The 26,824-nt window shown below is 40.8% G+C and carries 30 protein-coding genes; 7 read left to right on the top strand and 23 right to left on the bottom strand.

All coding sequences use genetic code 11. The features are described 5' to 3' along the window. Positions 1 to 112 precede the first annotated feature (112 nt). The gene (locus tag BA1_RS13750) at positions 113 to 751 is read right to left on the bottom strand and encodes an MBL fold metallo-hydrolase (protein WP_008360086.1); all 639 of its coding nucleotides are present in this window, start codon (positions 749 to 751) and stop codon (positions 113 to 115) included. Positions 752 to 908: 157 nt separating this feature from the next. Here BA1_RS13750 and BA1_RS18795 point away from each other — a divergent pair, with 157 nt between their 5' ends. Further along, positions 909 to 1,082, top strand: coding sequence for a DUF2759 domain-containing protein (locus BA1_RS18795; protein WP_008360083.1), 174 nt, complete (start codon positions 909 to 911; stop codon positions 1,080 to 1,082). 24 nt (positions 1,083 to 1,106) lie between these two features. Here the strand turns inward: BA1_RS18795 and BA1_RS13740 are convergent, their stop codons facing one another. From BA1_RS13740 to rpmG, 11 genes are all read right to left on the bottom strand, one after another. Then, the gene (locus BA1_RS13740; protein WP_008360081.1) at positions 1,107 to 1,421 is read right to left on the bottom strand and encodes an MTH1187 family thiamine-binding protein; all 315 of its coding nucleotides are present in this window, start codon (positions 1,419 to 1,421) and stop codon (positions 1,107 to 1,109) included. A gap of 77 nt (positions 1,422 to 1,498) precedes the next feature. Continuing rightward, positions 1,499 to 2,752, bottom strand: coding sequence for an MFS transporter (locus BA1_RS13735; RefSeq protein ID WP_008360078.1), 1,254 nt, complete (start codon positions 2,750 to 2,752; stop codon positions 1,499 to 1,501). 260 nt (positions 2,753 to 3,012) lie between these two features. Then, positions 3,013 to 4,137 carry a M14 family metallopeptidase gene (locus BA1_RS13730; RefSeq protein WP_008360075.1) on the bottom strand — a complete coding sequence of 375 codons (1,125 nt, stop codon included), beginning with the start codon at positions 4,135 to 4,137 and terminating at the stop codon, positions 3,013 to 3,015. Between the two features lie 84 nt (positions 4,138 to 4,221). Further along, the gene (locus tag BA1_RS13725; protein ID WP_008360073.1) at positions 4,222 to 6,141 is read right to left on the bottom strand and encodes an LTA synthase family protein; all 1,920 of its coding nucleotides are present in this window, start codon (positions 6,139 to 6,141) and stop codon (positions 4,222 to 4,224) included. A gap of 213 nt (positions 6,142 to 6,354) precedes the next feature. Continuing rightward, positions 6,355 to 7,308 (bottom strand): ROK family glucokinase, encoded by a 954-nt coding sequence (locus BA1_RS13720; protein WP_008360071.1) that lies wholly within the window; start codon positions 7,306 to 7,308, stop codon positions 6,355 to 6,357. Between the two features lie 13 nt (positions 7,309 to 7,321). After that, positions 7,322 to 7,525, bottom strand: a complete 204-nt coding sequence (locus BA1_RS13715) for a YqgQ family protein (RefSeq protein ID WP_008342322.1) — start codon at positions 7,523 to 7,525, stop codon at positions 7,322 to 7,324. A 70-nt stretch (positions 7,526 to 7,595) separates the two neighbouring features. Continuing rightward, positions 7,596 to 9,134: a rhomboid family protein gene (locus BA1_RS13710; protein ID WP_008360068.1), complete on the bottom strand. Its 1,539-nt coding sequence runs from the start codon at positions 9,132 to 9,134 to the stop codon at positions 7,596 to 7,598. 86 nt (positions 9,135 to 9,220) lie between these two features. Continuing rightward, positions 9,221 to 9,394 (bottom strand): hypothetical protein, encoded by a 174-nt coding sequence (locus BA1_RS19175; RefSeq protein WP_008360066.1) that lies wholly within the window; start codon positions 9,392 to 9,394, stop codon positions 9,221 to 9,223. A gap of 79 nt (positions 9,395 to 9,473) precedes the next feature. Continuing rightward, entirely contained in the window at positions 9,474 to 9,953 is a 480-nt protein-coding gene (locus tag BA1_RS13705) for a hypothetical protein (protein WP_008360064.1), read from the bottom strand. 186 nt (positions 9,954 to 10,139) lie between these two features. Continuing rightward, complete coding sequence (locus tag BA1_RS13700) at positions 10,140 to 10,700, bottom strand: 5-formyltetrahydrofolate cyclo-ligase (protein ID WP_008360063.1); 561 nt, start codon at positions 10,698 to 10,700, stop codon at positions 10,140 to 10,142. A gap of 48 nt (positions 10,701 to 10,748) precedes the next feature. Further along, positions 10,749 to 10,898, bottom strand: a complete 150-nt coding sequence (gene rpmG / locus BA1_RS13695) for a 50S ribosomal protein L33 (RefSeq protein ID WP_008360061.1) — start codon at positions 10,896 to 10,898, stop codon at positions 10,749 to 10,751. 452 nt (positions 10,899 to 11,350) lie between these two features. On the opposite strand from rpmG, the gene BA1_RS13690 reads away from it, so the two are divergent. Continuing rightward, entirely contained in the window at positions 11,351 to 11,698 is a 348-nt protein-coding gene (locus BA1_RS13690) for a hypothetical protein (protein WP_008360059.1), read from the top strand. After that, positions 11,695 to 12,195 carry an endolytic transglycosylase MltG gene (locus BA1_RS13685; protein ID WP_008360057.1) on the top strand — a complete coding sequence of 167 codons (501 nt, stop codon included), beginning with the start codon at positions 11,695 to 11,697 and terminating at the stop codon, positions 12,193 to 12,195. Before BA1_RS13690 ends, BA1_RS13685 begins: the two co-directional genes overlap by 4 nt. Positions 12,196 to 12,239: 44 nt before the next feature. Here BA1_RS13685 and pstB (BA1_RS13680) read toward each other — a convergent pair whose 3' ends face one another. The 9 genes from pstB (BA1_RS13680) to BA1_RS13640 form a co-directional block, all read right to left on the bottom strand. After that, positions 12,240 to 13,019 (bottom strand): phosphate ABC transporter ATP-binding protein PstB, encoded by a 780-nt coding sequence (pstB, locus tag BA1_RS13680; protein ID WP_008360054.1) that lies wholly within the window; start codon positions 13,017 to 13,019, stop codon positions 12,240 to 12,242. Between the two features lie 15 nt (positions 13,020 to 13,034). After that, complete coding sequence (gene pstB / locus BA1_RS13675) at positions 13,035 to 13,847, bottom strand: phosphate ABC transporter ATP-binding protein PstB (RefSeq protein WP_008360052.1); 813 nt, start codon at positions 13,845 to 13,847, stop codon at positions 13,035 to 13,037. Positions 13,848 to 13,870: 23 nt separating this feature from the next. Further along, positions 13,871 to 14,755, bottom strand: a complete 885-nt coding sequence (gene pstA, locus BA1_RS13670; protein ID WP_008360050.1) for a phosphate ABC transporter permease PstA — start codon at positions 14,753 to 14,755, stop codon at positions 13,871 to 13,873. Next, positions 14,755 to 15,681 carry a phosphate ABC transporter permease subunit PstC gene (gene pstC, locus BA1_RS13665; RefSeq protein WP_008360048.1) on the bottom strand — a complete coding sequence of 309 codons (927 nt, stop codon included), beginning with the start codon at positions 15,679 to 15,681 and terminating at the stop codon, positions 14,755 to 14,757. The genes pstA and pstC overlap by 1 nt, the downstream gene beginning before the upstream one ends. Before the next feature lie 79 nt (positions 15,682 to 15,760). Beyond that, on the bottom strand, positions 15,761 to 16,678 hold the full coding sequence (locus tag BA1_RS13660) for a phosphate ABC transporter substrate-binding protein (RefSeq protein WP_008360047.1): 918 nt from the start codon (positions 16,676 to 16,678) through the stop codon (positions 15,761 to 15,763). A 214-nt stretch (positions 16,679 to 16,892) separates the two neighbouring features. Then, positions 16,893 to 19,028: a peptidoglycan D,D-transpeptidase FtsI family protein gene (locus tag BA1_RS13655; protein WP_008360044.1), complete on the bottom strand. Its 2,136-nt coding sequence runs from the start codon at positions 19,026 to 19,028 to the stop codon at positions 16,893 to 16,895. 121 nt (positions 19,029 to 19,149) lie between these two features. Further along, positions 19,150 to 20,436, bottom strand: coding sequence for an MFS transporter (locus BA1_RS13650; RefSeq protein ID WP_008360042.1), 1,287 nt, complete (start codon positions 20,434 to 20,436; stop codon positions 19,150 to 19,152). Between the two features lie 123 nt (positions 20,437 to 20,559). Beyond that, a complete protein-coding gene (gene sodA, locus BA1_RS13645; protein ID WP_007501264.1) occupies positions 20,560 to 21,168 on the bottom strand; it encodes a superoxide dismutase SodA in 609 nt (202 codons plus the stop codon). A gap of 183 nt (positions 21,169 to 21,351) precedes the next feature. After that, entirely contained in the window at positions 21,352 to 21,837 is a 486-nt protein-coding gene (locus BA1_RS13640; RefSeq protein ID WP_008360040.1) for a DUF456 domain-containing protein, read from the bottom strand. A gap of 134 nt (positions 21,838 to 21,971) precedes the next feature. On the opposite strand from BA1_RS13640, the gene BA1_RS13635 reads away from it, so the two are divergent. From BA1_RS13635 to ispG, 3 genes are all read left to right on the top strand, one after another. Beyond that, on the top strand, positions 21,972 to 22,733 hold the full coding sequence (locus BA1_RS13635; protein WP_232532125.1) for a DUF1189 domain-containing protein: 762 nt from the start codon (positions 21,972 to 21,974) through the stop codon (positions 22,731 to 22,733). A 213-nt stretch (positions 22,734 to 22,946) separates the two neighbouring features. Next, on the top strand, positions 22,947 to 23,249 hold the full coding sequence (locus BA1_RS13630) for a LysM peptidoglycan-binding domain-containing protein (RefSeq protein ID WP_008360036.1): 303 nt from the start codon (positions 22,947 to 22,949) through the stop codon (positions 23,247 to 23,249). A 106-nt stretch (positions 23,250 to 23,355) separates the two neighbouring features. Beyond that, on the top strand, positions 23,356 to 24,471 hold the full coding sequence (gene ispG, locus BA1_RS13625; protein WP_008360034.1) for a flavodoxin-dependent (E)-4-hydroxy-3-methylbut-2-enyl-diphosphate synthase: 1,116 nt from the start codon (positions 23,356 to 23,358) through the stop codon (positions 24,469 to 24,471). 43 nt (positions 24,472 to 24,514) lie between these two features. Here the strand turns inward: ispG and BA1_RS13620 are convergent, their stop codons facing one another. After that, positions 24,515 to 24,877 carry a DUF308 domain-containing protein gene (locus BA1_RS13620; protein ID WP_008360032.1) on the bottom strand — a complete coding sequence of 121 codons (363 nt, stop codon included), beginning with the start codon at positions 24,875 to 24,877 and terminating at the stop codon, positions 24,515 to 24,517. Between the two features lie 139 nt (positions 24,878 to 25,016). Between BA1_RS13620 and BA1_RS13615 the strand changes: the two genes are divergently transcribed. Continuing rightward, positions 25,017 to 25,595 (top strand): 5' nucleotidase, NT5C type, encoded by a 579-nt coding sequence (locus BA1_RS13615; RefSeq protein WP_008360031.1) that lies wholly within the window; start codon positions 25,017 to 25,019, stop codon positions 25,593 to 25,595. Positions 25,596 to 25,733: 138 nt separating this feature from the next. On the opposite strand, the gene BA1_RS13610 is transcribed toward BA1_RS13615, so the two are convergent. Further along, on the bottom strand, positions 25,734 to 26,651 hold the full coding sequence (locus BA1_RS13610; protein ID WP_008360029.1) for an ROK family protein: 918 nt from the start codon (positions 26,649 to 26,651) through the stop codon (positions 25,734 to 25,736). Positions 26,652 to 26,824 lie beyond the last annotated feature (173 nt).

The raw sequence follows: 26,824 nt of genomic DNA, 5'->3' as shown, positions 1-26,824 counted from the left end.
GAAACTAATGTAATATTAGTTGACACCTGCACTCATTACTGACAAAGAATGCGAGGGTTTGTCTACACGCTGAGCATCTCTACTGAAAGAGATGCTTTTTTCATGCAAACATTTATAGGGAAAATCCATTGATAAACGGATTTTGCTCTTGTTCTGTGAGCACAGTTGTCTCCTCGCCATGTCCACTTAAAACAAGCGTTGATTCTGGCAATGATAATAATTTGTCATGTATCGATTGAAGCAGCACTTTCTGACTGCCGCCTGTTAAATCGGTTCTTCCGATGCCGCCTTGGAATAATGTGTCACCAGAAATAACAAATCCTTCTTTTGCCGAATAGTAAGATACACTTCCTGGTGAATGACCAGGTGTATGTAATAAGTCTAATGTAAACGATCCAATTTGAAGCGTTCCTTCTGATGTAATCAATTGTTCAGCCTCTTTGACCGTAATTCCATTTCCAATCAATCGAGCTGAACCGTTTAACTCACCATTTGTAAGCCATTCTTTTTCCTTTTCATGTACATAAAGCGGGATTCCCCATTCTTGGCGCACCTCATCTGCTGCACCAATATGATCAAAATGGGCATGTGTCAGTAAGACAGCAAGTGGTTTAAGCTGCTTTTCTTTCACATAAGAAATCAACTTTTGTGCTTCACCGCCTGGATCAAAAATTAAGCATTCTCCCTGCTCATTTTTCCAAATATATGCGTTCGCTTGTACATAGCCTAGTGGCATTCGTCTCCAATTCATTTTCATCACCTACTTTTTTCATTCTTTTTTATTATGAAGGCTATTCAATAAAAATTCAAACAATCGTCAACTTGAATCTACTCGACAAGCATTATGAAAACGGTTAAAATGAAAAGAAAGGAAATCAAGGGGATTGATGACAAAGGGGGATTTTCAAATGATGCTCGTCATTATTTTTGGTCTAGTCACGATTTTAGCTGCTCTCGGCATCTATCGCTCACTCAAAAAAGTGAACTTACTGGCTATTGCTTTCGCTGGCGCTACATTTTTGGTTTTTGGATGGTTTACTGTCATGACCATCATCTATAGCGGTTATCCAACTGCACATTAAAAGCCTGCTATCAGCAGGCTTTTTCTATTGATTCAAATGTTTATTCACGCTTTCTAATTTGCTTGTAAGGGTTGTGGTTTGATCCCGTCTGTCATCTATGCGAATATTGGTTGCTACTCGGTGTAAACCTTTTTCAAAAGGTGCCTCATGTATACGCTGAATGACCTCAAATAAAACGGATAGCTCACCTTCAATTAACGTACTCATTGGTGTAAGCTGATATTTGATTTTCCCTTCTTGTTGAAAGCCTTCTAGAATTCGTTGTACATCTGCTACGTATGCACTCACGCTTGGTGTATCAGTGCCTATTGGAATGATGGTGACGTCTGCGATAGCCATGTTTCTTGCTCCTTTCAATTGAATCCTTATTCTTTCTCGTCTTCATTGTAACCCATCACGATTCTAAAATGCCATGATCACGTGGCGTTTAAGCTGGGTTTGTCTCGTTCTATCGTCAAATCCGCCCTCTCTACCTTCCCAATCTTCGTGAACAAAAGCAGGCATATACCTGAAGCGGCTTCAACGATCCCGCCTGCTGCAATGACATAGCCCGAACCGAATAACGTCGCCATATAGCCGCCAATGAGGGCGCCTATCGGAATCATTAAATAGGAGATCATATTGATGATTGCATACACTTGCGGCTGATCCTCCGCTTTTACTGACAATTGAATCATCGTATGTTCAGGTACATTGACTGCACTAATGGCTGCACCTAAAGCAAAAGCAGATATAAACACAAGGGGTAATAATGCGTTCATTCCTGTTATGAAAAATGCAATTCCATCAACAATCCCTGCGCCTATAAATAGTAAACCATATCGATTCACTTTCACCTTTGTCAAAACAAACCCCATCAAAAATGCACCTAGTGCCGTTGTTACTTTGATGAATGAATACACGACTGGTCCACTATGTAAATCCTCTGTTAAATAAATAACAGACAATGCTTCCCATGGGGCCGCAGCAAAGTTTGAGCAGACACAAAAAATGGCTAATGGAAACAAAATATGATGACTTTTAACAAGCGAAAATCCCCTGATCAATCTTTTTCCGTATGATAATCCTTTTTTTCCTTTTTCAATTATCCATTCTGTTTGATATGTAATCATTAAAACCAATAAAGCTGACATGAGGTAAAGAGGAATAATCACAAGCATTGTATACCCTACTCCTACAAACGCGATCATAACACCACAAATCGTCACCGTCACAAGTCTGACCACATGACTTGCTGATTGAATCGTTGCATTCGCTTTTTGTATCACATCCTCATGCACAAGCTTTGGAATAATGGACACCGAAGCCGGTTCATAGGAGCCCCCAGTCGCCGAATGCAGCAGCATGCAGCCAATGATGAGTGCTAATGGTGTGAAACCATAAAAATAACTGATCACAATTACAAGGATAATCGCTCCTCGTGTTAAATCAGCAAAACACATCCAAAATTTTAATTGATGGGGCTTCATCATTGGGGTAATAAACGGTCCAACGATTGCTTGAGGCACAAAACTAACAGCAATAAAAAACGCCGTCCCTATTGCGCCTTTCCCTTCTAGCACTAAAAGCCACAAGATGGTGTTAAAAGATAAACTATCAGCTGTGATTTTACACATTTTAGAAACAAATAAGTAAGTAAAATTTCTTTTCCACAGGCTTTGAGCACTCAATGGTCGACATCTCCCTAAAACTTATCCTTTTTTTTACATCCTTTTCTTTCACAATAGCCTACAAGGAAGCCCTCGTCAATCACTTCAACGCTGTTTTTATTGACATAAAGAAATTGCTTTACCTGAAAATATGAAAAAGGGCTAAAATAAAGTTCATTTCAGCCCTTTGTCTTCCAGCTTGATAGAAAACCTGCGCAGTCTAGGAAGGTCGAGTGCGAGGGTTTGTCTACACGCTGAAAGCACCTACCAAACAGGTGCTTTTAACACTTACATGCTTCCCATAGTAACCGCTTTGTTTTATCATAGATCGAATCAAATTGATTCATAGAAAGAGGATTTTTCCCTAATCCAAGCTCCACTGTGTAGCCCTCACTTTTACATTGATAAATAAACCAATCTCGATAGCCTGCATAGCTATCAAGATATTGAATCGCTTTATACCCACTCACCCGTTCTAACCGTTCGACCGTTTCCTTGGAAATAGCCGGTTCGTGGCCGAGAAAGCCCCAGTATATCTCTTCTCCTTGTGTATGAAGGGCGATCAGCCGGTCAAATCGCTTACGTAATGCAAGGTTTGCCATGGCTTTCGCTTCTGGTTCTGTTAACGGCTGGTGCCCAGGAAAATCTCTATAAGACGGCGTCTTTGGCGCATTACGATAGTATTCAATTTCCCAATAGGCAGGAAATTGATTGTTTAAATCAATGCCTCGAATATTTGCCTTCCATTCCTGATAATCGGAAAACCCGCCATTTAGCGGTATGAATTCCTCACTGCGCAAACCTAATGATTCTGGACCATTGCGAACCAAGTCCACCCCGTCTGGATTGACGATTGGTACAATGGACAGGGCAGTCGTTTGCAAAATACGAACCGCTGCATCATGTCTTGCTTGCACTGGATCAGACGCTGCTAAACAAAGTGATTTGAGCCATTTTAATAAAACCGAGGTCGTCATCCATTCATTGGCATGAAAAGAGGCATTGAAATGAATCGAATGTAAATGCTGAACAGGCTCCGTATGAATTTCATAAATAGGTGTTCCGAGTACTGAATGTCCAATCACACTCATCTGTAGAAAAGGAAAGACAGCTTTCAAATGTTTCAGCTCTTCTTTTAAGTGAGCACTATCATATTCAAATGTTCCGCTAATCCATTCATCTGATTGCTGGAGCCGGTAAGGCGCAATAAATCCCTGCACATCACCTATCGAATGAAAGGAATGGGTGCCTTCTGGAAGTCTATAACCCGGTAAAAGAAAATGATCAGTCCTTGTTTGATTGGATAATTGGAAAGCCTCTTTCCCTATACCAAGCTGCTTTGCCACACCTTCCTTCCCCGTTTCATTCAGCTGCCATTCAATGGTTCCAAACGACGTTGTTTTCATTTTCATCCCTCCTCTCACACTATATGAGCCATCATATAAAAAAAGAAAACCTCCGCTTCTAAATAGCAGAGGTTTTCTCATAAGTTAAGACGCCTTTTTCAGCTTGCTGTCATCTTCTTTTTTGGATGGTGCATGGTCCGAGCTGTTTCGGTCATAAAATCTAAGGAGATCTCCATAGATAATTTGATCAGAGAATTGAAGCTCTTGCTTTGCCTTTTCTTCATAGGACTGACAAACGGACTCATCTTCTCTCGGCTCACCCGTTTCTTTGTTGTAACAAACACCGTCTGTGAAAACACTATCCTTCGTAATAAAACTTCCATCTCGAAGCACTGTGAAGTCATTTGTATCTTTTGATAATAGGTCATGACCAAATTGAATTTGCTTGCTTGTATCAATTCCTATAAGGTTCATGACTGTTGGGCGGATATCGACCTGGCCGCCAACCGTATCAATCTCTTTTGGATGTTTATCCGTGATACCAGGTATGTGTACAACAAAAGGTACTTTTTGAAGCTGAACTTCTTCAAAAGGTGTAATGTCTTTGTTTAAAAATTGCCCCATTGCTTCGTTATGGTTTTCAGAAATTCCGTAGTGATCCCCATATAAAACAAAAATGGAGTTATCATATAGCCCTGCTTCCTTCATCTTTTTAAAGAAAAGCTTCAATGCCTCATCTTGATAACGCACTGTAGGGAAGTATTTATTCAACGTTTTGCTCTTTGAATCATACTCATCAATCAGCTTATCTTCTTCATCTAGATCAAATGGAAAATGGTTCGTTAATGTAATCAATCTCGTATAGAAAGGCTGCGGGATCGATTTCATTAGTTCCACTGACTGTTCAAAGAACGGACCATCTTTTAGTCCCCAGCCAACTGAATTTTCTTCATTTACGTTAAATGATTTAATATCAAAGAATTTGTCGTAGCCAAAGCTATCGTAGATCAAATCACGGTTCCAGAAGCTTTTGTTATTCGCATGAATGACAGAAGAATGGTAGCCTTCCTCTTTTAACAGCTCTGGTGCGGCTTTAAACTCATTGCTTGGATTCGTGAAAAATACAGCCCCTCTTCCAAGCGGATAGAGTGAATTATCTACAATAAACTCGGAGTCAGAGGTTTTTCCTTGACCCGTTTGATGATAGAAATTACTGAAGTTGTAGCTTTTCTTGATCAACTTGTTTAAGAACGGGGTGATTTCTTTCCCATTCAGTTTTTCATTGATCACAAAGCTTTGTGTAGACTCAAGTGATATAAGAATGACATTTCGCCCTTTTGCTTGACCGAACGTCTTTTCATTACGGTCTGTTTGATTGGCGCTTACATAGTTTTCAATTTCAGTTAAGCTATTGCTGTCAGCAAGTGCGCGTTGAGCAGACTGCTTCGATTGCAGAACCCCATCATAAATATGGAAATTATATAAGCTGATATTTTTCACTAGCATCTCACGATCAAATGAACGAGTTAACAGCTCTGGTCTTTCTGTTTCAGCCAAACCAAGATTAAAGAAGAAAGTGGCTGCCACAAATAAATAATAGGCTGCACGTTCCTTACGTGAAATCGTCACATCCGTTCTAAAAGAAGGCTGTTTTTTATAGAGCCAAATTAAAATGATGATATCAACGAACATGAGAAAATCAACTGGTTCAATTAAAGAGGTAATACTTGACCCAAGATCACCCATATTGTTTGTTTGAAATAGGACGGGGATGGTTAGAAAATCACTGTAGAATCGATAAAATACAATGTTGGCTAACAAAATAAATGTCAGAATAAAGCTCGTCACGATGATATATCGATTGCGATTTTTTTCTTTAAAGAATAAACCGATACCGAAGATAAACAAGAGAAAGCTAAGCGGATTAATAAACAGGATAAACTCCTGCATGAAATTTTCAATTTTTATATTAAAGCTAGATTTATAGATAACATAGGTTTTGACCCACATGAACAAAGTCGCAATCAGTAAAAATGAAATCGCCTTTAATCTTTTCTTTCGCATTGTAACCTCCTTATGCTAAAAACGCACTCAGGTTAGGGTCATACCCCAATTATTGGTGCTTCTTCAAAAATAACTAAAGTATATCTTATCCTGTCTATGCTGGAAAATCAATGTCTTTTTCCCCATGACAAACTTATAAATATGCTAAACATTCAATTTCATGCCTAGATATCGCTTATTTTAATAAAAATGACATCATTATGACATTTTTGTTCAAGACAGCCACTTGTTTTTTGCCATCCACGCACCGCCGATAACACCTGCATCGTTTCCTAGTGAGGCAATGACCACTTCAACATCTTCAGCACAAGGAGGGAATGCGTGATGTTTGACGATCTGCTCTACTTTACTGCGAAGAAGCTCGCCTGCTTTAGATACACCGCCGCCAATGACGATTTTTGTTGGGTTTAAGGCACTGGCAAGATTCGCAAGGACAAGACCAAGGTGGGTTGTCACTTCATCTACGACACGCATCCCAAGTTCGTCTCCGTTTTCTGCTGCCTCAAATACATCCTTTGCAGTCAGCGAAGGGAGCGTACCAAGTGATGATGTATGGCGCTCTGTTTGTAATGTATCCTTTGCGATTCGAACGATGCCTGTGGCAGATGCAATCGTTTCAATACAGCCTGTTCTTCCGCAGTTACATGGTGCTCCCTGAAATGGAATGGCGCAAATATGGCCAATTTCTCCGCCAGCGCCTGTCTCCCCTTGAACAACTTCTCCATTGACGATAATACCGCCGCCAACACCCGTGCCAAGTGTGACCATCAGGATATTTTTAGCACCATCTCCTGCACCCTTCCACATTTCACCGAGTGCAGCAATGTTCGCATCATTTTCGATCACAGCTGGAAGTCCTGTCTCTGTTTCTAAATGATCTTTCAAAGGATAGTTTGTCCAGCCCAGATTCGTTGTTTTATAGACGATTCCGGAAACTTTATCTACTGGTCCAGGTGCCCCCATTCCAATACCAATGAGCGCTGATTTCGGCATACTGATCTCAACCAGTTTATGATCAATTGATTTGGCAATATCGACTGTAATCGTCTGCCCGGATTTATCCGTAGGGATCTCCCACTTATGCTGAATTTCACCATATAAATTAATGAATGCAAGCTTAATTGTCGTACCGCCAAGATCAACACCTACAAACCAATCCCCTGTCATATGCCCTCCACCTTCACATTGTTTTTCGATTTAATTTGGCTAGCTCCATTTGAAGGATGGTCATTGCATTTGACCATTCAGTTCGGTCGATGATTCCCGATGTGTACATTTCCTTCAATTCATCTGCCATAAATTCTAATTCCACTTCACGATCTCCGAAATACACGTAATTACCAAATCTCATGAGCAGCTGCTGTACATCATATAACGTTTTCATTATTTTCACCATTTCTCTAAATCAACAGATAGGATAAGCGTATTCATAAATGCGCTTTCAGTCAAGTCATTCAACGTGTTTGAGTGTTTTCGATATATTCTTTCATTTTTAAGAATTGATCATTTTCCGGTTCTTGTTTTAACGCTTTGTCGATTAGGTCTTCTGCTTCCGCTGTCTCGCCCTTTTCTACGTACAGTAATGATAAATGATACAGTTTACTCGGTTCATTTGGATCTTTTTCAAGCGACTTTTGCAAAAACTCAATCGCCTTGTCCAGATGTCCAAGCTGCGCTTCAGATAGTGCGTATATATGAAGGGCTTCAGCTGACGCATCCTTTTGCTGTACATATTCCTCTAAACGCTGACTTGCTTCGCTATAGTTCTTTTCATCAAATAAACTCGCTGCCTCGCTAGTTGCCGCGGCTTCTTTTTGATCCTCTGAATGAAACCCTGTATACAATCCAAAACCGCCAATAAGAAGTAGCAGAAGACTAGCAAGAAGCATTTTGACAGGCTGAGACTGTTTTGGAAGACGAACAGCTAATGCGGCCAAAAATCCGCCAGTAAGTCCCCCAAGATGCCCTGCATTATCAATACCTGATACAGTGAAGCCTATCCCTAAGTTGATGAGGATAATCACGATAATATTTGTCCCCATCGTCCGAAAGAAAAGCTTCCGGTTAGAGATCGCTAAATATAACAGTGCGCCTAAACAGCCAAAGATCGCACCTGATGCTCCGGCTGCAATTGCCGTATTAAACACAAAGCTCGCAATCGAGCCAAATATGCCGGAAATCAAATAAATCAGCAAAAATCTTCCTGACCCATAAATTCTCTCAACCGCCGCTCCAACGGACCAAAGAGCAAATGTATTAAAGAGTAAATGCGTCAGGCCAATGTGTAAAAACATTGGTGTCACAAGGCGCCACCATTCACCCTCTAAAATGAGCACATTATTTTTAGCACCAAACGCTGTTAAAGTGGCTGTATTTGTGCTTCCGCCAGACAGCTCTAGCAAAAGAAACATCACCACTTGAACAGCAATCAGCAAATAAGTGAAAATCGGTCTTCCATTTTGAAAAACGGCCCGTTCTCGTTCACGCTGCTTTTCCTGATCGTTAAATGCCTGAAGCACGTTCATTTTAAGCTGCATGACATCTTCGGCTGTATCTGTCTTCGCCGCTTCTACATCAACCGAAAGTGATGTATTCAGCCATTTTTGCAGCTCGTGTACACCGTTTTGAAGGGTTTCTTCATTAAGTAAAACAGGTGTCACCGTCACCTTTTGCTGTTTTTGCGGCTGACCGTTTATGTCTTCCCAATCATCTACTGGATGATCAGCAGTAAATTGCAGCTGCAGAAGATGAAGAGAACGTTTACGCATGGCTTCTCTCAGTTGATTCATCCGAAAGGCCTGCTCTTCCATATCTCGAACGATCTCCTGTCTAAAATTCACATCTTTTCTATATAGACGGATAAGATCATACCCTGAGTTTCGTGGTGCTTCAAAGAATATTTCATCTTCTGGGTACGGACTCTGAATCATCTCATACCCTTTTTGCCTTAGTTCATCAACAACTCGCCAAAATAGACTATCTATGACATTCATTCATTCGCGCTCCATTTTTTACATTATTATAGCAAGAATCGGTCTTATACGCATTTCTGAACAAAAAAATCCCGGCTTTTGCGGGATTAGAATGCTTGACGAATAAATTTCGTCCGAAAATATGGGATTTTCATCAGCCATTTAATCAACAAGTGACGCACTTGATTTTGGCCTAAAATCAAATTCATGAGCCGATAACGATTTTGCACAAGAACGAATGCAAACAGTGTGAACACAATGCTCCAAATCATTTTATTCATCATATTCCCTCCTATGTTCGTATCGTGGCTTAAATAGGATTTGTTTATGCATGAACATTCTTTTTTTATCAGAGCTCGTTCATTGGTTCCTTGTTCCCAATTTAATCGGTTGTTCTTTTGATTGAATATAAAATTCTTCTCCATACTCTGTTTGAAGATAAGATACATCAAATTGTTGAAGGTCAATCAAATCCTTGAACGTATGAGGCAACTTACCATTCCACTCTAACGCTTCAATCTTATGCGGGAAGTTGTGATCGTTTGGATTTGGTGTATGGATATATACTGCGTCTAGTGCAGGATCTTGTTCGTAAATACAAATCCATGTTTGATATGGCTTTTCAAAGCCTTCAAGCAGCTTGAGTGTTCTATTGTACAAGGCGACATGAGCTTTTATATGCTCTCTTCTTATTTTTAAGTTATTTTTCCCAACACCCCAAAAATCAAGGTGGGTATGAAAAAAATCGAACCAATCATCAGGATCAAGTTGTAAGTCAAAAGTATTCACTTCCTCCCACAAATTACGGAAGTATCTTTTCTTTCCTCGAAATTTTTTCAACATATGCCTCCTAATAGCTAAAAAGTCAACGTAAACGATTATTAAAATCGGTTCACTTACAGAAAAGTGAAGCCACAACTTAAATTTAAGGAGGTATCAACTCAACATTCACTTCGACCAGCGCATCAATCAAACCAAACGGTCTCAACACAAAAAAGCCCGTTCTTACGCATAAGCAGCGGACGTTTACTGTTGATAAAACGCGCCTTTCTCACTGACCATGATAGATACTGGTATGTCGTGCGGTTCAGCTGGAAGATGGGCTACTTGCTGAACAGACAGGCAAAGAGCAAGCGTAACGCCATGATAATCAGCTAAATAACGGTCATAATAGCCGCCTCCGTATCCAATACGGTAGCCATGCTGATCGAAGCATACCCCAGGAACAATCATCAAATCAATCGCCTCTTTATGTACAGCTGCCGATGACGCAGGGTCTGGTTCAGATAGACCAAAGTAGCGGGATATCATCTTTGTTTTCGGTGTATATTCATAAAACGTCATCTCTTTTGTCTTCGGGAAACAGGTGGGCACACATACTGTTTTCCCTTGCTGCCACGCCTTTTCAATCAGAGGCATGGTAGGTACCTCTTTTCCTCTAGACATGGTCAGAGCCACCGTATTTGCCTGTTTCCATTCTGGCAATTGAAACAAGTGATCGTGAAGTAAAGACGTGCTGCGCTTGAATTCCTCAGAGCTCATCTGATCAAGCTTTTCTAGTGTTTGCAGCCGAAGCTCTTTTTTCACACGAATCATCTCCCATCATAAAAAAACAGCAGGAAAATTCCCTGCTGCTTACTTTGTTTCACGATGTAAAGTTTGTTTTTTATCACGTGAGCAATACTTTTTGAATTCAACGCGATCTGGATTGTTTCGCTTATTCTTTTTAGTAATATAGTTACGCTCACCGCATTCAGTGCAAGCTAGAGTAATATTTACGCGCATGTTTTTCCCTCCAAACTAAAATCAATTCACATTCAGACCTAACTATAATACCACTTCTAGCTTAGGAATGCTAGAATGTTTTTTCACCAATTTCATTTTTCAGTGCATTCCATCCGTATCCTTATCACAATGGCATATTGATGAAATGAAAAATTGCCTGCTCCCCTATAAAACCTCGTCCTTTGACGTACTGTTATAGATGAGAATCCCTCTTTCACCCGCAGCCTTTTTTGATTTTGTCTGCCTTCTTTTATTTTGACAGCGGGCCAGGTTTTCATACTCGTTTTACATATAAAAAGAAAAAAGATGAAAAAAAGGTGATTTTCTTCAGCAATTCCTTTTGAAACTAGCTTTTTTATGGTATAAAAAAGAAGGGTCGAAAACTGTCTGAAACAACCCTGAAAGCCTTTTTCGGCTTTCAGCATTAAAATATGAATAAAAGGTGATGAAACATGGAAATTGCAATTATCGGATTGCTTGTTGTCAGTATTGTACTGATCGCATTCTCATATTTTCAAAGAGAACCGATTAAGGAAGTAGAACAGGAACTTGAAACACTTCAACTATCTGCAATGCAAGAAATCTATAAACTGAAAAAGAAAATGAAGGTTCTTGAAGAAGAATTGCTTGAAACAAACATTGTGGTCCGCAAGCATTCAGAAATTGATCCATCTATCGCAAGACAAATCATTTCAAAGCATCAAAATGGCATGTCTCCAGAGGCGATTGCGCGTGCTGAACGTGTATCTGTAGAAGATGTCAACATGATCATTAAAGACAACGAGAGGGTGCTTGTATGACGAAAAAAAGCATCCAAACGTTCGCAGCAGGTATGATTTTTGCAACTGGTGTTCTGGCCATCGTATTTTTCCTCACTGGAAAAGATGAAGCAGCAGCTGATTCAACGACAAAAGAAACACTCGCAGCGAAAGTGACAGACACTGATGTGAAAAACTACTTAGATTCAAAAAAAGAAGTATCCGTCAGCCGCGAAACATATCAGCAGCTTCTTGATTATAAAGAAAAAGCGCTGAAAGCAAATGAAGACGGTGATTCTAATAGTGAGGAACAAACATCATCCAAGCAAAAAGGTAAAACGATCAAAGTCGTGATTAAAAATGGTATGAGCACAAGTGATGTTTCAGACATGCTAGAAAAAGACGGAATCATCAACTCGTCTAAAGATTTTAATGATTATGTGATTGACGCAGGCTACCATAAAGAAATTCGTGCCGGCAAATTCACTTTAAAAACAGGTATGACATTCAAACAAATCGTCAAAGCCTTAACAAAATAAGACAAAAAATCCCCTGGCGGCTCTGACCTCCAGGGGATTTTTGATTATCCAAATCGTCCAGATATATAATCATTTGTTCTTTGATCGTTTGGCTCTGAGAACATCACATTCGTATCATTGACCTCAACAAGCTCGCCCATTAAGAAAAAGGCTGTTCGATCCGATACCCTTGCCGCTTGCTGCATATTGTGCGTCACTATGGCAATCGTATATTTCTCTTTCAGTTTCATAATTAATTCCTCGATCTTTAATGTAGAAACGGGATCAAGCGCAGATGTTGGTTCATCCATTAATAGAATATCTGGGCTTGTGGCAATTGCTCTTGCGATACAAAGCCGCTGCTGCTGACCGCCAGAAAGACCTAATGCAGGCGCACTTAAACGATCTTTCACTTCATCCCAAAGGGCGACATCACGAAGGGCTTTTTCTGCGATTTCTTTCAACTCCTGCTTGCTCTTCACTCCATGAATTCTTGGACCATAAACGACATTATCAAAAATAGATTGAGGAAACGGATTCCCTTTTTGAAACACCATTCCAACATTTTTACGAAGTTCAACTAAATCGACACGGCCTTTTAAGATGTTATCACCGTTATATATCATATCCCCTGTGATTTTCACACCTGGTACTGTTTTGACCATAAGGTTTAATGTTTTAATAAACGTTGACTTCCCGCAGCCTGATGGACCGATAATTGCTGTGACTTCATTCTCTCTAATGGCTAAATCAATATCTTTTAGTGCGTGATGCTGGCCATACCAAAGGTTCATATCGTTCACACGAAAGACTTCTTTTGCTGCTATTTCAGTTGCTGCTACCATTCAAATCCACCTGCCTTATCCAAATCGACCATTGATATAGTCTTCTGTTTTTTGCTGCGTTGGGCGTGTAAAGATACGTTCAGTGGCATCATATTCCACTAAATCACCGTTCAGGAAAAAGGCTGTACGATCAGATACACGTAATGCCTGCTGCATGTTGTGTGTCACTATGACAATTGAATAATCATGTTTTAATTCTGTTAACAGCTCTTCAATTTTTGCATTGGAGATCGGGTCTAGGGCAGATGCAGGTTCATCTAATAAAAGCACGCTAGGTTTCATCGCAAGGGTACGTGCAATACAGAGGCGCTGCTGCTGACCGCCTGATAATGACAAGGCAGATCGGTGCAAACGATCTTTGACCTCATCCCATAGCGCTGCCTTTGTTAAGCTTTCTTCTACCGCATCATCAAGCACTGATTTCCTTTTTTCACCCGCATATTTGAGTGCATGCGTAATATTGTTGTAGATGGATTTAGGAAATGGATTTGGCTTTTGGAAGACCATGCCGATTTCTCTTCTTAAATTCACCACATTAATGCGGTCATCCAAAATATTTAACCCTTCATACATGATCGCCCCTTCATTTCGTGCACCTGGAATCAGGTCGTTCATTCGGTTGATGCTGCGTAAAAAAGTCGATTTTCCGCAGCCTGATGGGCCGATTAATGCAGTGATCGCATTTTTTTCAATTTCAAATGAAATGTGATTGACCGCTCTTTTTTCCCCATAATAAATACTTAAATCCTGCACCTGTAAAATCTGTTCCGCTTGAAGTGGAGCCTTTTTTGCTGCAATCTCTTTTTTTTCTGCTAGCATTTGAACCATATCCCCTTCACACCTCTCTCATTTTATTTAGACGTAAGTTTCTTATGAATAAATGAACCAAGCCATCTAGCTGCTAAGTTGAACACTAGGACAGAGAGCACAAGTACGGCAGATGCACCATTTGCAATCGCCTCTGCATCTGGAATGATCCCTTGTGTATTCACATTCCATATATGAACGGCTAATGTTTCTGCCGGTCTAAAAATATTCAGTGGTGACGTATCGGAAAAAGGACTCCAATTCGTAAAATCAAGACGCGGTGTGGAGAGACCTGCTGTGAAAAGAAGTGCAGCCGCCTCACCAAAAACTCTTCCTGATGCTAAAATCGCTCCGGTAATAATGGATGGAAGCGCACCTGGAATCAGCACCGTCTTCACTGTATGCCACTTTGTCACACCGAGCGCAAGTGAAGCTTCCTTTTGATCCTTCGGTACAGATCGAAGCGCATCTTCTGTCACCCTGACCATCACTGGTAAGTTAAAGACAGTCAGCGCAAGGGCTCCTCCGATGATCGTATAACCCCATCCTGTTAAATTAACAAACATGAGTAAACCAAACATACCAATGACAATCGAAGGCAGTGATGATAACACTTCAATACATGTACGAATAAAATCTGTGACTTTGTTCTGAGGTGCATATTCTGCCATGTACACTCCGCCGCCAACGCCAAGCGGGACTGTAATCAGCATTGTAATAAACAAAATGTAAAACGAGTTAAACAGCTGATCCCTAATACCGCCGCCAGAGCCAATCGCACTTGAGCGAGTTGTCAAAAAATCAAAGTTTAATTCTTTTGCACCGTTGAAAATGATATAAGAAAACAAACCAACTAGGATCGCCGTAATAATGGCGGCACATAATCCAAAAACAAATGTGGCAAAACGATCGGTCATTTTGCTATTCATTAAATCTTCCTCCTAGACGACAAGTATCTGATAATGAGTATGAACATAAAGGATACAACTAGAAGGACCAGTCCCATTGACCAAAGTGTATTGTTTTCAACACTTCCATATGTTGTGTGTCCCATGTTTAACGTAATAATGGTTGTTAATGTACCAGCTGTGTCCATAATACTCTCTGGTAGATTACGTGTGTTCCCAATGACCATCTGAACGGCAAGGGCTTCTCCAAATGCTCTTGCCATTCCAAGCACGACCGCTGTCATTAACGTCGGAAGTGCTGCCGGTACAAGAACTCGTCTGATCGTTTGCCATCTTGTTGCGCCTAATGCATACGATCCCTCACGTAAACTTTTTGGAAGTGAAGCCATTGCGTCAGTAGCAATGGATGTAACGGTTGGCAGAATCATAATAGACAGGACAATCGTTCCTGCTAATACACTGTGCCCTGAGCCGCTTGACTTGAAATGTCCAATAAACGGCACCAATACTGTAAGACCTATGAATCCGTAAACAACGGATGGAATCCCTACAAGCAATTCAATCACCGGCTGGAGAATTTTCCGGCCCCAGGCAGGTGCAATTTCTGTCATAAAGATCGCTCCTGCGATGCCTAGCGGCGCTGCAATAAGTGCCGATAGGAGCGTGACAGCAATGGACCCAAAGATAAATGGAAATGCACCGTATTGCGGATTTTCTGCTGTTGGGTTCCAATTGATACTGGTTAAGAACTCAATTGGGCTTACACCATTAACGATGAAAGATTGTAAACCCTTAATGCCAAGGAAGATCGTAATGGCGATTGATACAGCAATCATAAAGAATGCACAAAATCTCACCAAAATACTTCCTCTTACTTCATCCATTTGCCTATTTTTTTTCGAGCTGATCAGTCGATCGCTCGCTTCTGTATGTTCTATTTGTTTCATCTTTTTCTACACTCCTATGAATGTCATAAAAGGAAAAGTGAAAAGCTCCACTTTTCCTTCATCAGCAATTCAAGACCTCTTACTTATCTGTTTGCTTACCTGTTGCGTCTCTTTCTACTTTCATATTAGAGACTGAGATGTAACCTTGGTCTTTAACGATTTCTTTTTGTACTTCGTCACTCATCAAGTAATCTAAAAATTGTTTTGCTAGACCTTCTGGCTCACCTTTTGTATAAGAGTGCTCATAAGCCCAAATTGTATATTTACCGCTTTCTACATTGCTTTCTTCTGGTTTCACACCATCAATGCTAAGCGGTGTAATTTTGTCATCTGTTAAATAAGAGAATGCTAGGTATCCAATCGCACCAGGTGTTTCTGCAATCAGCTTTTTCACTGTGTTTGAAGAATCCTCTGTGATTCCTTCAGCAGGTGTCGCGCCGTCAAGTGCATATTTCACAAATGTTGCACGTGTTCCTGAAGAATCAGGTCTGTTGACAAGTGTGATTTTTTGGTCTTTCCCGCCAAGTTCTTTCCAGTTTTTGATTTTACCAGTGAAGATTTTTTTCAATTCTTCCTTTGTGATGTCTTTGACACCGACTTCAGGGTTTACAGCTGCTGCCATTCCAACAACTGCCACTTTGTGGTCTTTTAAAGCTTTTGCGTCGATTCCGTCTTTCTCTTCTGCGAATACATCTGAGTTACCAATTTGTACAGATCCTTCTGATACTTGAGAAAGTCCTGTTCCTGAACCGCCGGCTTGTACTTGAATATCGGCTTTTGGATGTTTATCCATGAATTTTTCTGCTGCCGCAAGAACTAAAGGCTGCATCGCAGATGATCCTGAGATGGTAATGGAACCAGATGCCTCATCTTTGTTTGAAGCATTTCCTTTACTGTCCTTTGAATCTCCGCTTGAGCTGCTGTTTCCGCATGCTGTGACGAATGCTAACAATGCGATAGTAAGGAAAGTAAGCAGCCATAGTCTGTTCTTTTTCATTTCAAGAATACCCCCTGAATAATTTGTCCTACGAGTAATACATTAAAGGTTCTTTATTAATTTCGTTTAAATGCAATGTAAAGGTTTTGTAAATGTCGAAGATTTGTAGAGGTATTGCGAGGTTTTTTATGATTTTTGTCAATTTATATCGAAAAGTTTGAAGAAAATATAAAAAAACGCCCACAAAAAGTGAGCGTTTTTACCTAGGAAAGATCTAGTTATTTGTTTCTGCTTCGTTTTCAATTTTATTTTTATTCTTCGTTTGGGTATCATTGCTTTCCTGTTTCGATTTCAGTTCAAAGTACTTGTCCAATACTTGTTCACCGATATCATTTGTAATTGGATAGCGCTGATTGTAGTCTTGATACACCCACGGTACAACGACTGAAATGGCCACTTCTGGATTATCAGCAGGCGCATACGCAACAAGTGTTGTGTTATACGTCGCTGTGCCGCGTTTGCTTTTAATTGGGCCATCATAGAAGGATTGCGCAGTACCCGTTTTGCCAGCTGGATTGTATTTTTTATTGCCAAAGTTCGAATACGCTGTCCCTCTTGGGTTCTGCATCACAAGCTTGAAGCCTTGCTGTACACGCTTGATCTCAGCACTTGTCATATCGAGCTTATTCAATACATCCGGTTTAACGGATTCTGTCACAGCTCCAATGCCGCGCTGCGGATCTGGCTCTCTCACTTCTTTTACAAGCTGCGGACGTAAACGATACCCGCCATTTGCAATCGTTGACACGTATTGCGCCATTTGCAGCGGTGTAAACGTATCATACTGTCCAATCGCATAGTCAAGTAAAAGACCAGATTGTGTAGACGTTCCTCTATAGCCCGTTGCTTCATTTGGTAAGTCGATCCCCGTTTTCACCCCAAGACCAAATTTACTGAAATTGTAACGGAATGTATCAAATGCTTTCGTATCAATTGGGAGCGGCTGATTCTTACGGTATTTCCCTTTCCCAATCGCAATCGCTGTTTTAAACATATACACGTTTGACGAACGTTCTAGGGCCGTTAAATCATTAATGAGTCCCATATTTTGATAGGATTTCTTTGGCGGTGACTGAGCGATATAGAGCGGTTCATCATACTGAGTACTGCCAATGTGAAGAACGCCTGTTTTATAACCTGTTAGTACAGTTGCCCCTTTGACAGCTGATCCCATCGCATACGATGATGTCATCGTTCCTAGTGCGTAGTCATCGAATTTATATTTTCCGTTTTTGTTTGTAATCTGTTTACCCGCAATCGAGAGAACCTCTCCATTTCTCGGGTCCATCATCACAACAAACGCACGATCAAGAAGCTCTGTTCCGCTTCTTTGCTTCGCACTTTTCAAGTTATTTTCAATGATTTTTTCAACCGCTTTTTGCAGCTGAATATCAATCGTCAGCACAAGGTCTTTTCCGCTTTTACCTTCTGTTAAGACTTTAGAACTTGTGATATTGCCATCTTTATCGGTTGTATTCTGTTCTTTTTCTTTTTGGCCCTGCAGCACATCTTCATATTGATATTCAAGATAGCTTTTCCCTACACGGTCATTTCGGCTGTAACCAAGGGATAGGTAATGTTCAAGAAGTGACTGCGGTAGACCTTCATCACTTGAAGACACACTTCCGAGCATACTGCGAAGCAGTCCTTTATAAGGATAGCTGCGCGACCAGTCTGTTGTGACATCAACGCCTGGCAGCTCGTCCAAATGCTCAGAGACGTAAGCAATTTCGCTTGCCTTGACATTTTCATTTTTAATGAATTGAGGCGTGAGCGCATAACCTGCATCCATCTGCCTTTTAATCGCAAGCACTTGTAAATCTTTTTTCGTCAGTTGCTTTAATTCCTTGTCTGTGATGCGTTTCAGCTGAAGCTCATACAGTTTATCATCAGAGACCTTATCGTCACCCTTTAATTCGGATTCCTTTTGAACAAGCTTTTTCGCTTCATTTGGATGGGTTAAGATCCAAAAATCTTTTTTGTCACGATCTGTGATTTTCTTCGTGCTCACATGAATCATGTCCGCTAATTTTGTTGCCACTTTGAGCCGCTCTTCTTGTGAAGTCGTCGAGGTTCTCGTATATGTAATGGCATTTAGCGCTTTATTGCTGACGATCGTATTATAGTTTCGATCATAAATTTTTCCGCGCGGAGCAGATGAACTGACATTCACATCTTCCTGTTTTTCTGCTTGCTTTTTATAATCTTCTCCATTGACAATCTGCACAAAACCGAGCCTGACCACAACACCGGTAAAAATAATAAACGCAGCTAAAAATAATAGATTTAGCCGGATTGGAAGTGTTTTGCGCCCTTCCTTCGCGTCTTTTTTGTTTTTCTTGTTTCTCATCACATCACCTTTTCTATCAAGAAAGAAATGGCACCCCTTTTGTGTATAAAAGGTGCCATCATCATTTTAGCGGTTTTTCTATCATTTATCTAGAAATTTGATGTTCCAGTGGTAAGGAATTTTACCTTTCTCCCTTCATAAGGTTCGTTTGAGATACTGCCTTTTGACCGTCAGCTTCTTTTATATCCGCTGTTTTTCCTTTTAAATGAATATCTTTGACAAAATAATAAATGAGGGTGTGTCCCGCCCCTAGCACAACAAGTGAAGCAGGAATGCCGAGCTCATCACCGAGTAAAGTGACAGATAAAAGAAACAACACAATGGAGCAAATACGTCCAGCATTTAAAAAAAGTTCTCTGACGACAATATATTCAATTCGGGCTTTCCTTGCATATCTGGCATGTCCGATGACATCGTATGTTAAAGAGACATACGGAACAAGCAGAAGCGGATACCCGATCGCAATGGCTACCGCATACATAAGTAGTGATACATAGGACAAATGAAAGACGATTAAAAATAAAGCCCCGTATAAAATAAGTCCGCCAAGCATAATCGCTTTTTTGCGCCATTTTTTCTTCATCAAACGTGTAGCGAAAAAATAAGCAAAAAAGGCAACACCTGAATTGACTAAACCAAATGTTCCTAAAGCAAGCTCACTGTTTGTCGCAATAAACACAAAGACACTGATTAAAAAGACAAATACGCCTTCACGCAGCCCCTGAAAAAAGTGAGCCGTTGTGATCTTACGCCAATTCTCGTCTGCATGCCGCTCTTTCCAAATTTGCTTGATCATAAATTTCCCTTTTGACTGCCTTCTCTTAAGGAAAAAGCTCATCACAACCGCTAGTGAAAACAAAAAAAGCGATAAGGTGAAAATCACAGTATAACCCGTATCATCCGTTAATTGAGAAATGACAATCCCTGCAATCAGTGGTCCGATCATGCCAGCTGTAGAAGTGAGCACCCCTAGAAATCCATTGAAAAAATCTCTTGTTTCAGGTTCGGTAATCTCAAAGGTGAGTACGTTAAAAGCAAGCCAGTAAAACCCATAGCCGATTCCAAGTACACTCCCTAATAAAACAAGCCGTGCGGCCGCTTGTTCTCCTGCCATTAAGACAATTAAATAAAAAGCGGCTAAGAAGATGACACCGAAACGAAGAACAAACGCCCGATCTATCTTTTTAGCAAGACGTCCAGCAAATAAAAAGGTAATGGGCTGAAGCACAACAATCGCCAAATTATAAATCGCAAGATCCGTAAATCGTCCAGACTGTTTCCATAAATACACATTCACAAACGTATTCGAAAGCGCAATGGCAAGTGCGTATAATCCGCCAATCGTGAGGAGGAGCAATAAATCTCTTGTGACATCCATGTCCCCGAACATTTTCTTTAATCTGCTCATATATTTCATTCTCCTTTTCTACACAATAGTCTGTCTCATCAAAAGGCAGATATGTAAAAAAAGGAGGGAAAATATAAAAAGACCCGCTCCCGGAGAGAAGCAGGTCTTTTTGAAAAAAATCATTTATTTAGCTTCGCTGTAAAGGCGAGCGACTTCATCCCAGTTCACAACATTCCAGAATGCTGAAATGTAATCAGGACGACGGTTTTGGTAGTTTAGGTAGTAAGCATGCTCCCAAACGTCTAGTCCTAGAATTGGTGTTTTTCCTTCAGTTAAAGGAGAATCTTGGTTTGGTGTGCTTGTGATTTCAAGTTTTCCGTTGTTTACAACAAGCCATGCCCAACCAGAACCAAAGCGTCCTGCAGCTGCTGCAGCGAAATCAGATTTGAATTTTTCAAATCCGCCTAATTCTTTTTCGATTGCATCTGCAAGTTCACCAGTTGGTGCACCGCCACCGTTTGGTGAAAGAAGCGTCCAGAATAATGAGTGGTTCGCATGTCCTCCGCCGTTGTTACGTACAGCTGTACGAATGTTTTCAGGCACAGAGTTTAAGTTAGCCACTAGCTCTTCAATTGATTGATCTTCAAGAGCTGATACACCTTCGATTGCTTTGTTTAAGTTTGTTACATATGTGTTATGGTGTTTTGTGTGGTGAATCGTCATTGTTTCCTTGTCGATATGTGGTTCTAATGCATCGTAAGCATATGGTAATTCTGGAAGTTTAAAAGCCATGGTTAAATTCCTCCTTAGAAATGTATGTACTGAAATGCTTCCTTAATAAGCAAGCAATTCACCCTAATCAAAGAGTATCAAAAGAAACGGCTTGTTTCAACGTTATTGCTCACGATCTGAAACATTTCAGTGTTTATTTTGTATTTAACCCTTCAGAAAGAGGTTTAAACACCTATTTTTCATTTAACGAAGCACATAAAACAAAAAGATTCCCAGCATGAGTGCTTGAATCAATCCTTTGGCAAATACGCCTGACACAAAACCAATTAATGAGCCCAGCCCAACTTTCACACTTGTCTTCACATCTTTTTGATGAACAAGCAGCTCTGCGATGACACTGCCGATAAATGGTCCAATGATAATTCCTGCAATCGGAATGACAAAAGGACCGACTAATAACCCAATGGTGCTTCCCCAAATGGCCGCCCTGCTTCCGCCAAAGCGCCTGACCCCAATCAGGTTTGAAACATAATCCGCTGCAAATAAGACAGCTGTAAACATGGCTTGAATGAGCCAAAAGGTGAGCGTCAGCTGCTCAAAGCTAAACAAGAACCCATATAGAAGAAACCCAAGAACCATGAAAACCACACTAGGGATAATTGGATAGACAAGTCCCACAAACGCAATAATAAATGCACAGCCAATCAGAATCCAATACAGCACGTCCAAACTGCGGCCGCCTCCTTTTAATATGCTGTATACATTATGCCTCATTCCTTTTATCTTAACCAGCCATGAAGGCCGTACTTGTACTGAATGGATAGACATTGATACAATATGAGAAATAGAAAAGAATGTAGGAAGTGAAACGGTTGAACGTATTTAGTCTATTGTTAAAAGGAATTTATTCACCAAAAGATATTGCCAGAGCACGTTTTACTGGGATTGGAAAGGCCATCTTATTTCTCTTTATCCTTTCCATCATCGCAGCTGTTCCTCAGGGCTATCATATCAGCCAAGAGATTTCGAATGCGATGTCAGGATTTCAGCATGTGATCAAAAAAGAGTTACCTGACTTTTCAATTGAAAAAGGAACACTACAAGCGGATCAAAGCGCTCCGATAGAAAAAGAAGAGAACGGCATCACGATTATCTTTGACCCAGCTGAAAAAATAACATCAAGTGAGCTTGAATCAAAACAAACAGCCATTGCCTTATTAAAAGAAAAAGCAGTGATTGCCATTGATGGACAAATGACAGATATCCCATACCAGCTTCTTGGCGGAACACTCACAAAAGATGAACTCGCCCGCGTCACAAACCAGAACCAAGCTATCATTATCCCTGTCATTTGTGTACTGCTGTATCTATCAACGGCCGCACTCATGTTCATCAGCGCAACATTTCTAGCGATGCTTGGTACATTTATGAAACGGATGCAGCAAAAAGAGCTGTCCTTTCAAATGCTTTGGAAGCTCTCTGCCTACTCACTCACATTAACAACCGTCTTTTTCGCCATTATGAGTGCGTTGAATACCCCTGTTGCCAACTCATTTTTGTTAAATTGGGTGATTAACTCTATCTTCTTATACCTTGTCTTAAAAGAAATACCTGCGAAAAAATAAATCACTTGTCAAAAGCAACTGAAAGCTCTCCAAGCCGGGGAGCTTTCAGTTTGTAAACAAAGTCTATAAGCTGCATTCCACTGATCCAAGTGATTTTTATGAAAGGCTGACTAGAACTCACTAGCACCCCCCTTTGTCGCTTTTGCACTCTTTTGGTTCTATCATTTCTGGACATGCATACACTGAAGTAAACTCTTAAAAGCGGTGAGCGAAATGCGGCGAATGATTTTTTTACTAATCAGTTTGTTTGTCCTCTTTATCATCTTTTTTGATTTGAAAAATGGAACCATTCCTGTTCGGGAAGATCCTGCTGTTCCCGCCAGCGCCTTTCAAGCATCTGAAAAAAAAGCGTATAAGACAGTCACTGTCAAGCAGGGTCAAACCGTCGTATCAATCGTACAAACGAGTAAGCCACTCGATGAAGTCATTGAAGATTTTGAAGCACTGAATAAAGGCGTCAAAGCGAATGAAATTCGGGCGGGCAGCACATACAAGTTTCCCGTCTATAAGAGATAAAACGTTAATTCCTTGTCATTCATATAAAGAGACTGTTACAATATGAAATGTAAAACACGTCGTACACTGCAAATGAATTGCATGTACACTAAGGAGCGATTGACAAGTGAGTGAAGTCACACATCGTACAAAAACGCGTCCCGTCAAAGTGGGACCTTTAACTATAGGTGGAAACAATGAAGTCGTCATTCAAAGTATGGCTACAACCAAAACACATGATGTCGAAGCGACAGTAGCTGAAATTAAGCGTCTAGAAGAAGCCGGCTGTCAAATCGTACGTGTCGCATGCCCAGATGAGCGTGCAGCAAATGCGATTGCAGATATTAAAAAACAAATCAACATTCCGCTTGTTGTCGATATTCATTTTGACTACAAGCTTGCACTGAAAGCCATTGAAGCAGGTGCAGACAAAATCCGAATCAACCCTGGAAACATCGGAAGACGAGAAAAAGTCGAAGCCGTTGTCAAAGCAGCAAAAGAAAAAGGCATTCCGATTCGCATTGGGGTAAATGCAGGTTCATTAGAGAAAAAAATTCTTGATAAATACGGCTACCCAACAGCAGATGGTATGGTAGAAAGTGCACTGCATCACATTAAAATTTTAGAAGACCTAGACTTTCATGACATCATCGTCAGTATGAAAGCGTCTGATGTAAACCTTGCCATTGAAGCGTACGAAAAAGCAGCAAAAGCGTTTGACTATCCGCTTCACCTTGGGATTACAGAGTCAGGCACTTTATTTGCAGGTACAGTCAAAAGTGCAGCGGGTCTTGGCGCTATCTTGAATATGGGTATTGGGAACACACTCCGCATTTCATTAAGTGCTGACCCAGTCGAAGAGGTCAAAGTAGCACGTGAATTATTAAAATCATTTGGTCTTGCAGCAAATGCAGCCACACTGATCTCTTGTCCAACTTGTGGACGAATTGAAATTGACCTCATTAGCATTGCAAATGAAGTCGAAGAATATATTTCTAAAATCAAAGCACCGATCAAAGTAGCTGTTCTCGGCTGTGCTGTAAACGGTCCGGGTGAAGCGCGTGAGGCTGATATCGGCATCGCTGGCGCTAGAGGGGAAGGCCTCTTATTCCGCAAAGGTGAAATTGTTCGGAAAGTGCCAGAAGAAACAATGGTCGAAGAACTGAAAAAAGAAATAGATAAAATTGCTGAAGAACATTATGCGAAAATGGAAGCTGAAAAAGCAAAACATGCGAACGCATAACAAAAAACGCCTGACGTCACTGTCAGGCGTTTTTCTGTTCCTGTTAAAAGAACGGGGTAATAAATATCCCAAGGATAACGGAAACAATTCCGATCCCAATTGACCACGCGCCAAGCGCATGTGCTCCTTTTCTTCTTGCAATATAACCAACAACGATTGCCGCTACTCCTAATAGCACCGGCAAGACAAATAGTGAGATAATCGCAATCGCGAGTGCTGTATAGCCTATCCCCTTACTGCCTGAATCGTCACCTGCATGGTCACGTTCTCGTCTGTCTTCTCGATCTCTCGATGCTTGATATGGCTCTGCAATTTCAGCAGCTGTTTCCTCTAAATAGCCATCATCATTACTAAAGTGTGTGTCGATTTCACGATCATTTCTTCTGAAATCCTTGTCTCTTTCCATGATCAATTCCCCCTTTTGGTTAATAGAAAGGAGCTTTTTTAGTATGAGCAAAAATGTCTGTTTCATGTTTGCTAAAACTTGCTGGAATTGTGAATTGATTATGTTACACTTTAAGAGTATAAATATGAGGAGTGTGGGCATGTTACGTTTAGGAATTGATATTGATGGCACAGTGACGGCGCAGGACACCTTTGTTCCTTACTTAAATGAGTCGTTCCAATGCGCCATCACACTAGATGATATGACGGAATATGATTTGACGAAGCTTTTGAAAATTTCAAATGAAGAATTTTGGGGCTGGATGGATCAGTATGAGCCTCTTATCTATAAACAGGCGAAGCCTGCCGAGGGTGCAAAGGAAATCCTCGATCAAATGAAACATCATCATAAGTTAATTTATATCACAGCCAGAAGGCAGCATCACAAAGATGTGACTTATACATGGTTTCAAGAAAATCACGTGCACTATGATGACATTGAGCTTGTTGGCGGTCATCATAAGCTGGAAGCTGTTCAAAAACACAAGATTGATGTGTTTTTCGAGGATCATCATGGTAACGCGACAATGATTGCGAAAGAGGCTGACATTCCAGTCATTCTTTTTAACTCACCCTATAATCAAATGCCAACTGATGACAGAATCATTCGTGTGAGCAGCTGGCAAGAAGCGTCTCAATGGATCAAACAATACGAACAACGTCTGCAAACTGCATACTAATGTATGGAATAGAAACAAGCCGGTACGTTTAATGTATCGGCTTGTTTGATGGGTTGAAATGCTCTTCTTTCATTAAGAAATGATGGAGTGCCCCGATCATGCCCGCCTGATTGAGGTGATAAAAAAAAGCCGGTACGTTTAATGTATCGGCTTGTTTGATGGGTTGAAATGCTCTTCTTTCATTAAGAAATGATGGAGTGCCCCGATCATGCCCGCCTGATTGAGGTGATAGCATGTGCCAAGCTTCACCTGAATGTTTTTCCAGGCATGCAGTGTATGTAAGTGCTTCTGAATATTTGGAATCAAGTCCTCCCTTGCACTCACGCCGCCGCCAATGAGAATTTTCTCTGGATTGAGGACAGTTGCAACATTGTAAATGCCGATGGCGATTCGTTTGTACCACTGATCTACCAGCTTCTCAATGGCCGGATCATGTTTGGCTTTTTCAAAAATCTCTTGACCGACTATTTGTTGACTTTGCGGAATTCCTTGCAGGTCCTTATAGCTTCGTATTAAACCAGCCGTTGAAGCGCTGCTGTTGAGTGTCGTAAACTGACCGTTTTCTGTTTCTGTCAGCATCATGCCAAATTCACCGCCGCGAAATGAGGCTCCGCGAACAAGCTGGCCGCCAGCAAAAATACCGCCGCCAACACCAGTGCCGAGCGTCATACAAATAAAGCTGTCACACTCTTTTGCATGACCGCTATATTTTTCAGCCAGGGCTGCACAGTTCGCATCATTTTCTACCTCCACACGAAAAGAAGTCCTTTCTTCCAAGAGCGTTTTCACATTTTGTCCATGCAAGGCAATAATCGCTCCTGCAAATTCCGTATAGCCGGTTTGACTGTCTACAAAACCTGGAAGACTAATGGCGATCCCTTCTACATCCCAAGACGCTTGATACTCCTGAACTACGTCCTCCATTGCCTCTAAAAATGGTTCAAGTTGCCGGCAGTTCGTTTCATAGTCACCGCTCGTCATCAGCTCCCCTTTCTGATTCATTAATCCATGTTTTGTTTTTGTGCCGCCTACATCGAACACAGCATAATACCCCACGTTTGACCCCTCCCTCTATTCCAAAAGACTCAAGTTTGCTTGAACTATGACCTTTGATCTCATTTTAATGAAACAGCCACTCGTTGTAAAACGTTTTCAAAACGACAAAACAAAAAGCCAGCGCATTGGCTGGCTTCAGATGGTTGACAAAGGGCTAAAATGATCTTTATTTT

Source organism: Bacillus xiamenensis, assembly GCF_000300535.1.
GTDB classification, from domain to species: Bacteria; Bacillota; Bacilli; order Bacillales; family Bacillaceae; genus Bacillus; species Bacillus xiamenensis.
This window is presented reverse-complemented; position numbering and strand designations above follow the sequence as displayed.

Coding starts and splice junctions, on each gene's coding strand:
- BA1_RS13750 (WP_008360086.1), bottom strand. CDS start 751: ATGAATTGGAGACGAATGCCACTAGGCTATGTACAAGCGAACGCATAT.
- BA1_RS18795 (WP_008360083.1), top strand. CDS start 909: ATGATGCTCGTCATTATTTTTGGTCTAGTCACGATTTTAGCTGCTCTC.
- BA1_RS13740 (WP_008360081.1), bottom strand. CDS start 1,421: ATGGCTATCGCAGACGTCACCATCATTCCAATAGGCACTGATACACCA.
- BA1_RS13730 (WP_008360075.1), bottom strand. CDS start 4,137: ATGAAAACAACGTCGTTTGGAACCATTGAATGGCAGCTGAATGAAACG.
- BA1_RS13725 (WP_008360073.1), bottom strand. CDS start 6,141: ATGCGAAAGAAAAGATTAAAGGCGATTTCATTTTTACTGATTGCGACT.
- BA1_RS13720 (WP_008360071.1), bottom strand. CDS start 7,308: ATGACAGGGGATTGGTTTGTAGGTGTTGATCTTGGCGGTACGACAATT.
- BA1_RS13715 (WP_008342322.1), bottom strand. CDS start 7,525: ATGAAAACGTTATATGATGTACAGCAGCTGCTCATGAGATTTGGTAAT.
- BA1_RS13710 (WP_008360068.1), bottom strand. CDS start 9,134: ATGAATGTCATAGATAGTCTATTTTGGCGAGTTGTTGATGAACTAAGG.
- BA1_RS19175 (WP_008360066.1), bottom strand. CDS start 9,394: ATGAATAAAATGATTTGGAGCATTGTGTTCACACTGTTTGCATTCGTT.
- rpmG (WP_008360061.1), bottom strand. CDS start 10,898: ATGCGCGTAAATATTACTCTAGCTTGCACTGAATGCGGTGAGCGTAAC.
- BA1_RS13690 (WP_008360059.1), top strand. CDS start 11,351: ATGGAAATTGCAATTATCGGATTGCTTGTTGTCAGTATTGTACTGATC.
- BA1_RS13685 (WP_008360057.1), top strand. CDS start 11,695: ATGACGAAAAAAAGCATCCAAACGTTCGCAGCAGGTATGATTTTTGCA.
- pstB (WP_008360054.1), bottom strand. CDS start 13,019: ATGGTAGCAGCAACTGAAATAGCAGCAAAAGAAGTCTTTCGTGTGAAC.
- pstB (WP_008360052.1), bottom strand. CDS start 13,847: ATGGTTCAAATGCTAGCAGAAAAAAAAGAGATTGCAGCAAAAAAGGCT.
- pstA (WP_008360050.1), bottom strand. CDS start 14,755: ATGAATAGCAAAATGACCGATCGTTTTGCCACATTTGTTTTTGGATTA.
- pstC (WP_008360048.1), bottom strand. CDS start 15,681: ATGAAACAAATAGAACATACAGAAGCGAGCGATCGACTGATCAGCTCG.
- BA1_RS13660 (WP_008360047.1), bottom strand. CDS start 16,678: ATGAAAAAGAACAGACTATGGCTGCTTACTTTCCTTACTATCGCATTG.
- BA1_RS13655 (WP_008360044.1), bottom strand. CDS start 19,028: ATGAGAAACAAGAAAAACAAAAAAGACGCGAAGGAAGGGCGCAAAACA.
- BA1_RS13650 (WP_008360042.1), bottom strand. CDS start 20,436: ATGAGCAGATTAAAGAAAATGTTCGGGGACATGGATGTCACAAGAGAT.
- sodA (WP_007501264.1), bottom strand. CDS start 21,168: ATGGCTTTTAAACTTCCAGAATTACCATATGCTTACGATGCATTAGAA.
- BA1_RS13630 (WP_008360036.1), top strand. CDS start 22,947: ATGCGGCGAATGATTTTTTTACTAATCAGTTTGTTTGTCCTCTTTATC.
- BA1_RS13620 (WP_008360032.1), bottom strand. CDS start 24,877: ATGGAAAGAGACAAGGATTTCAGAAGAAATGATCGTGAAATCGACACA.
- BA1_RS13615 (WP_008360031.1), top strand. CDS start 25,017: ATGTTACGTTTAGGAATTGATATTGATGGCACAGTGACGGCGCAGGAC.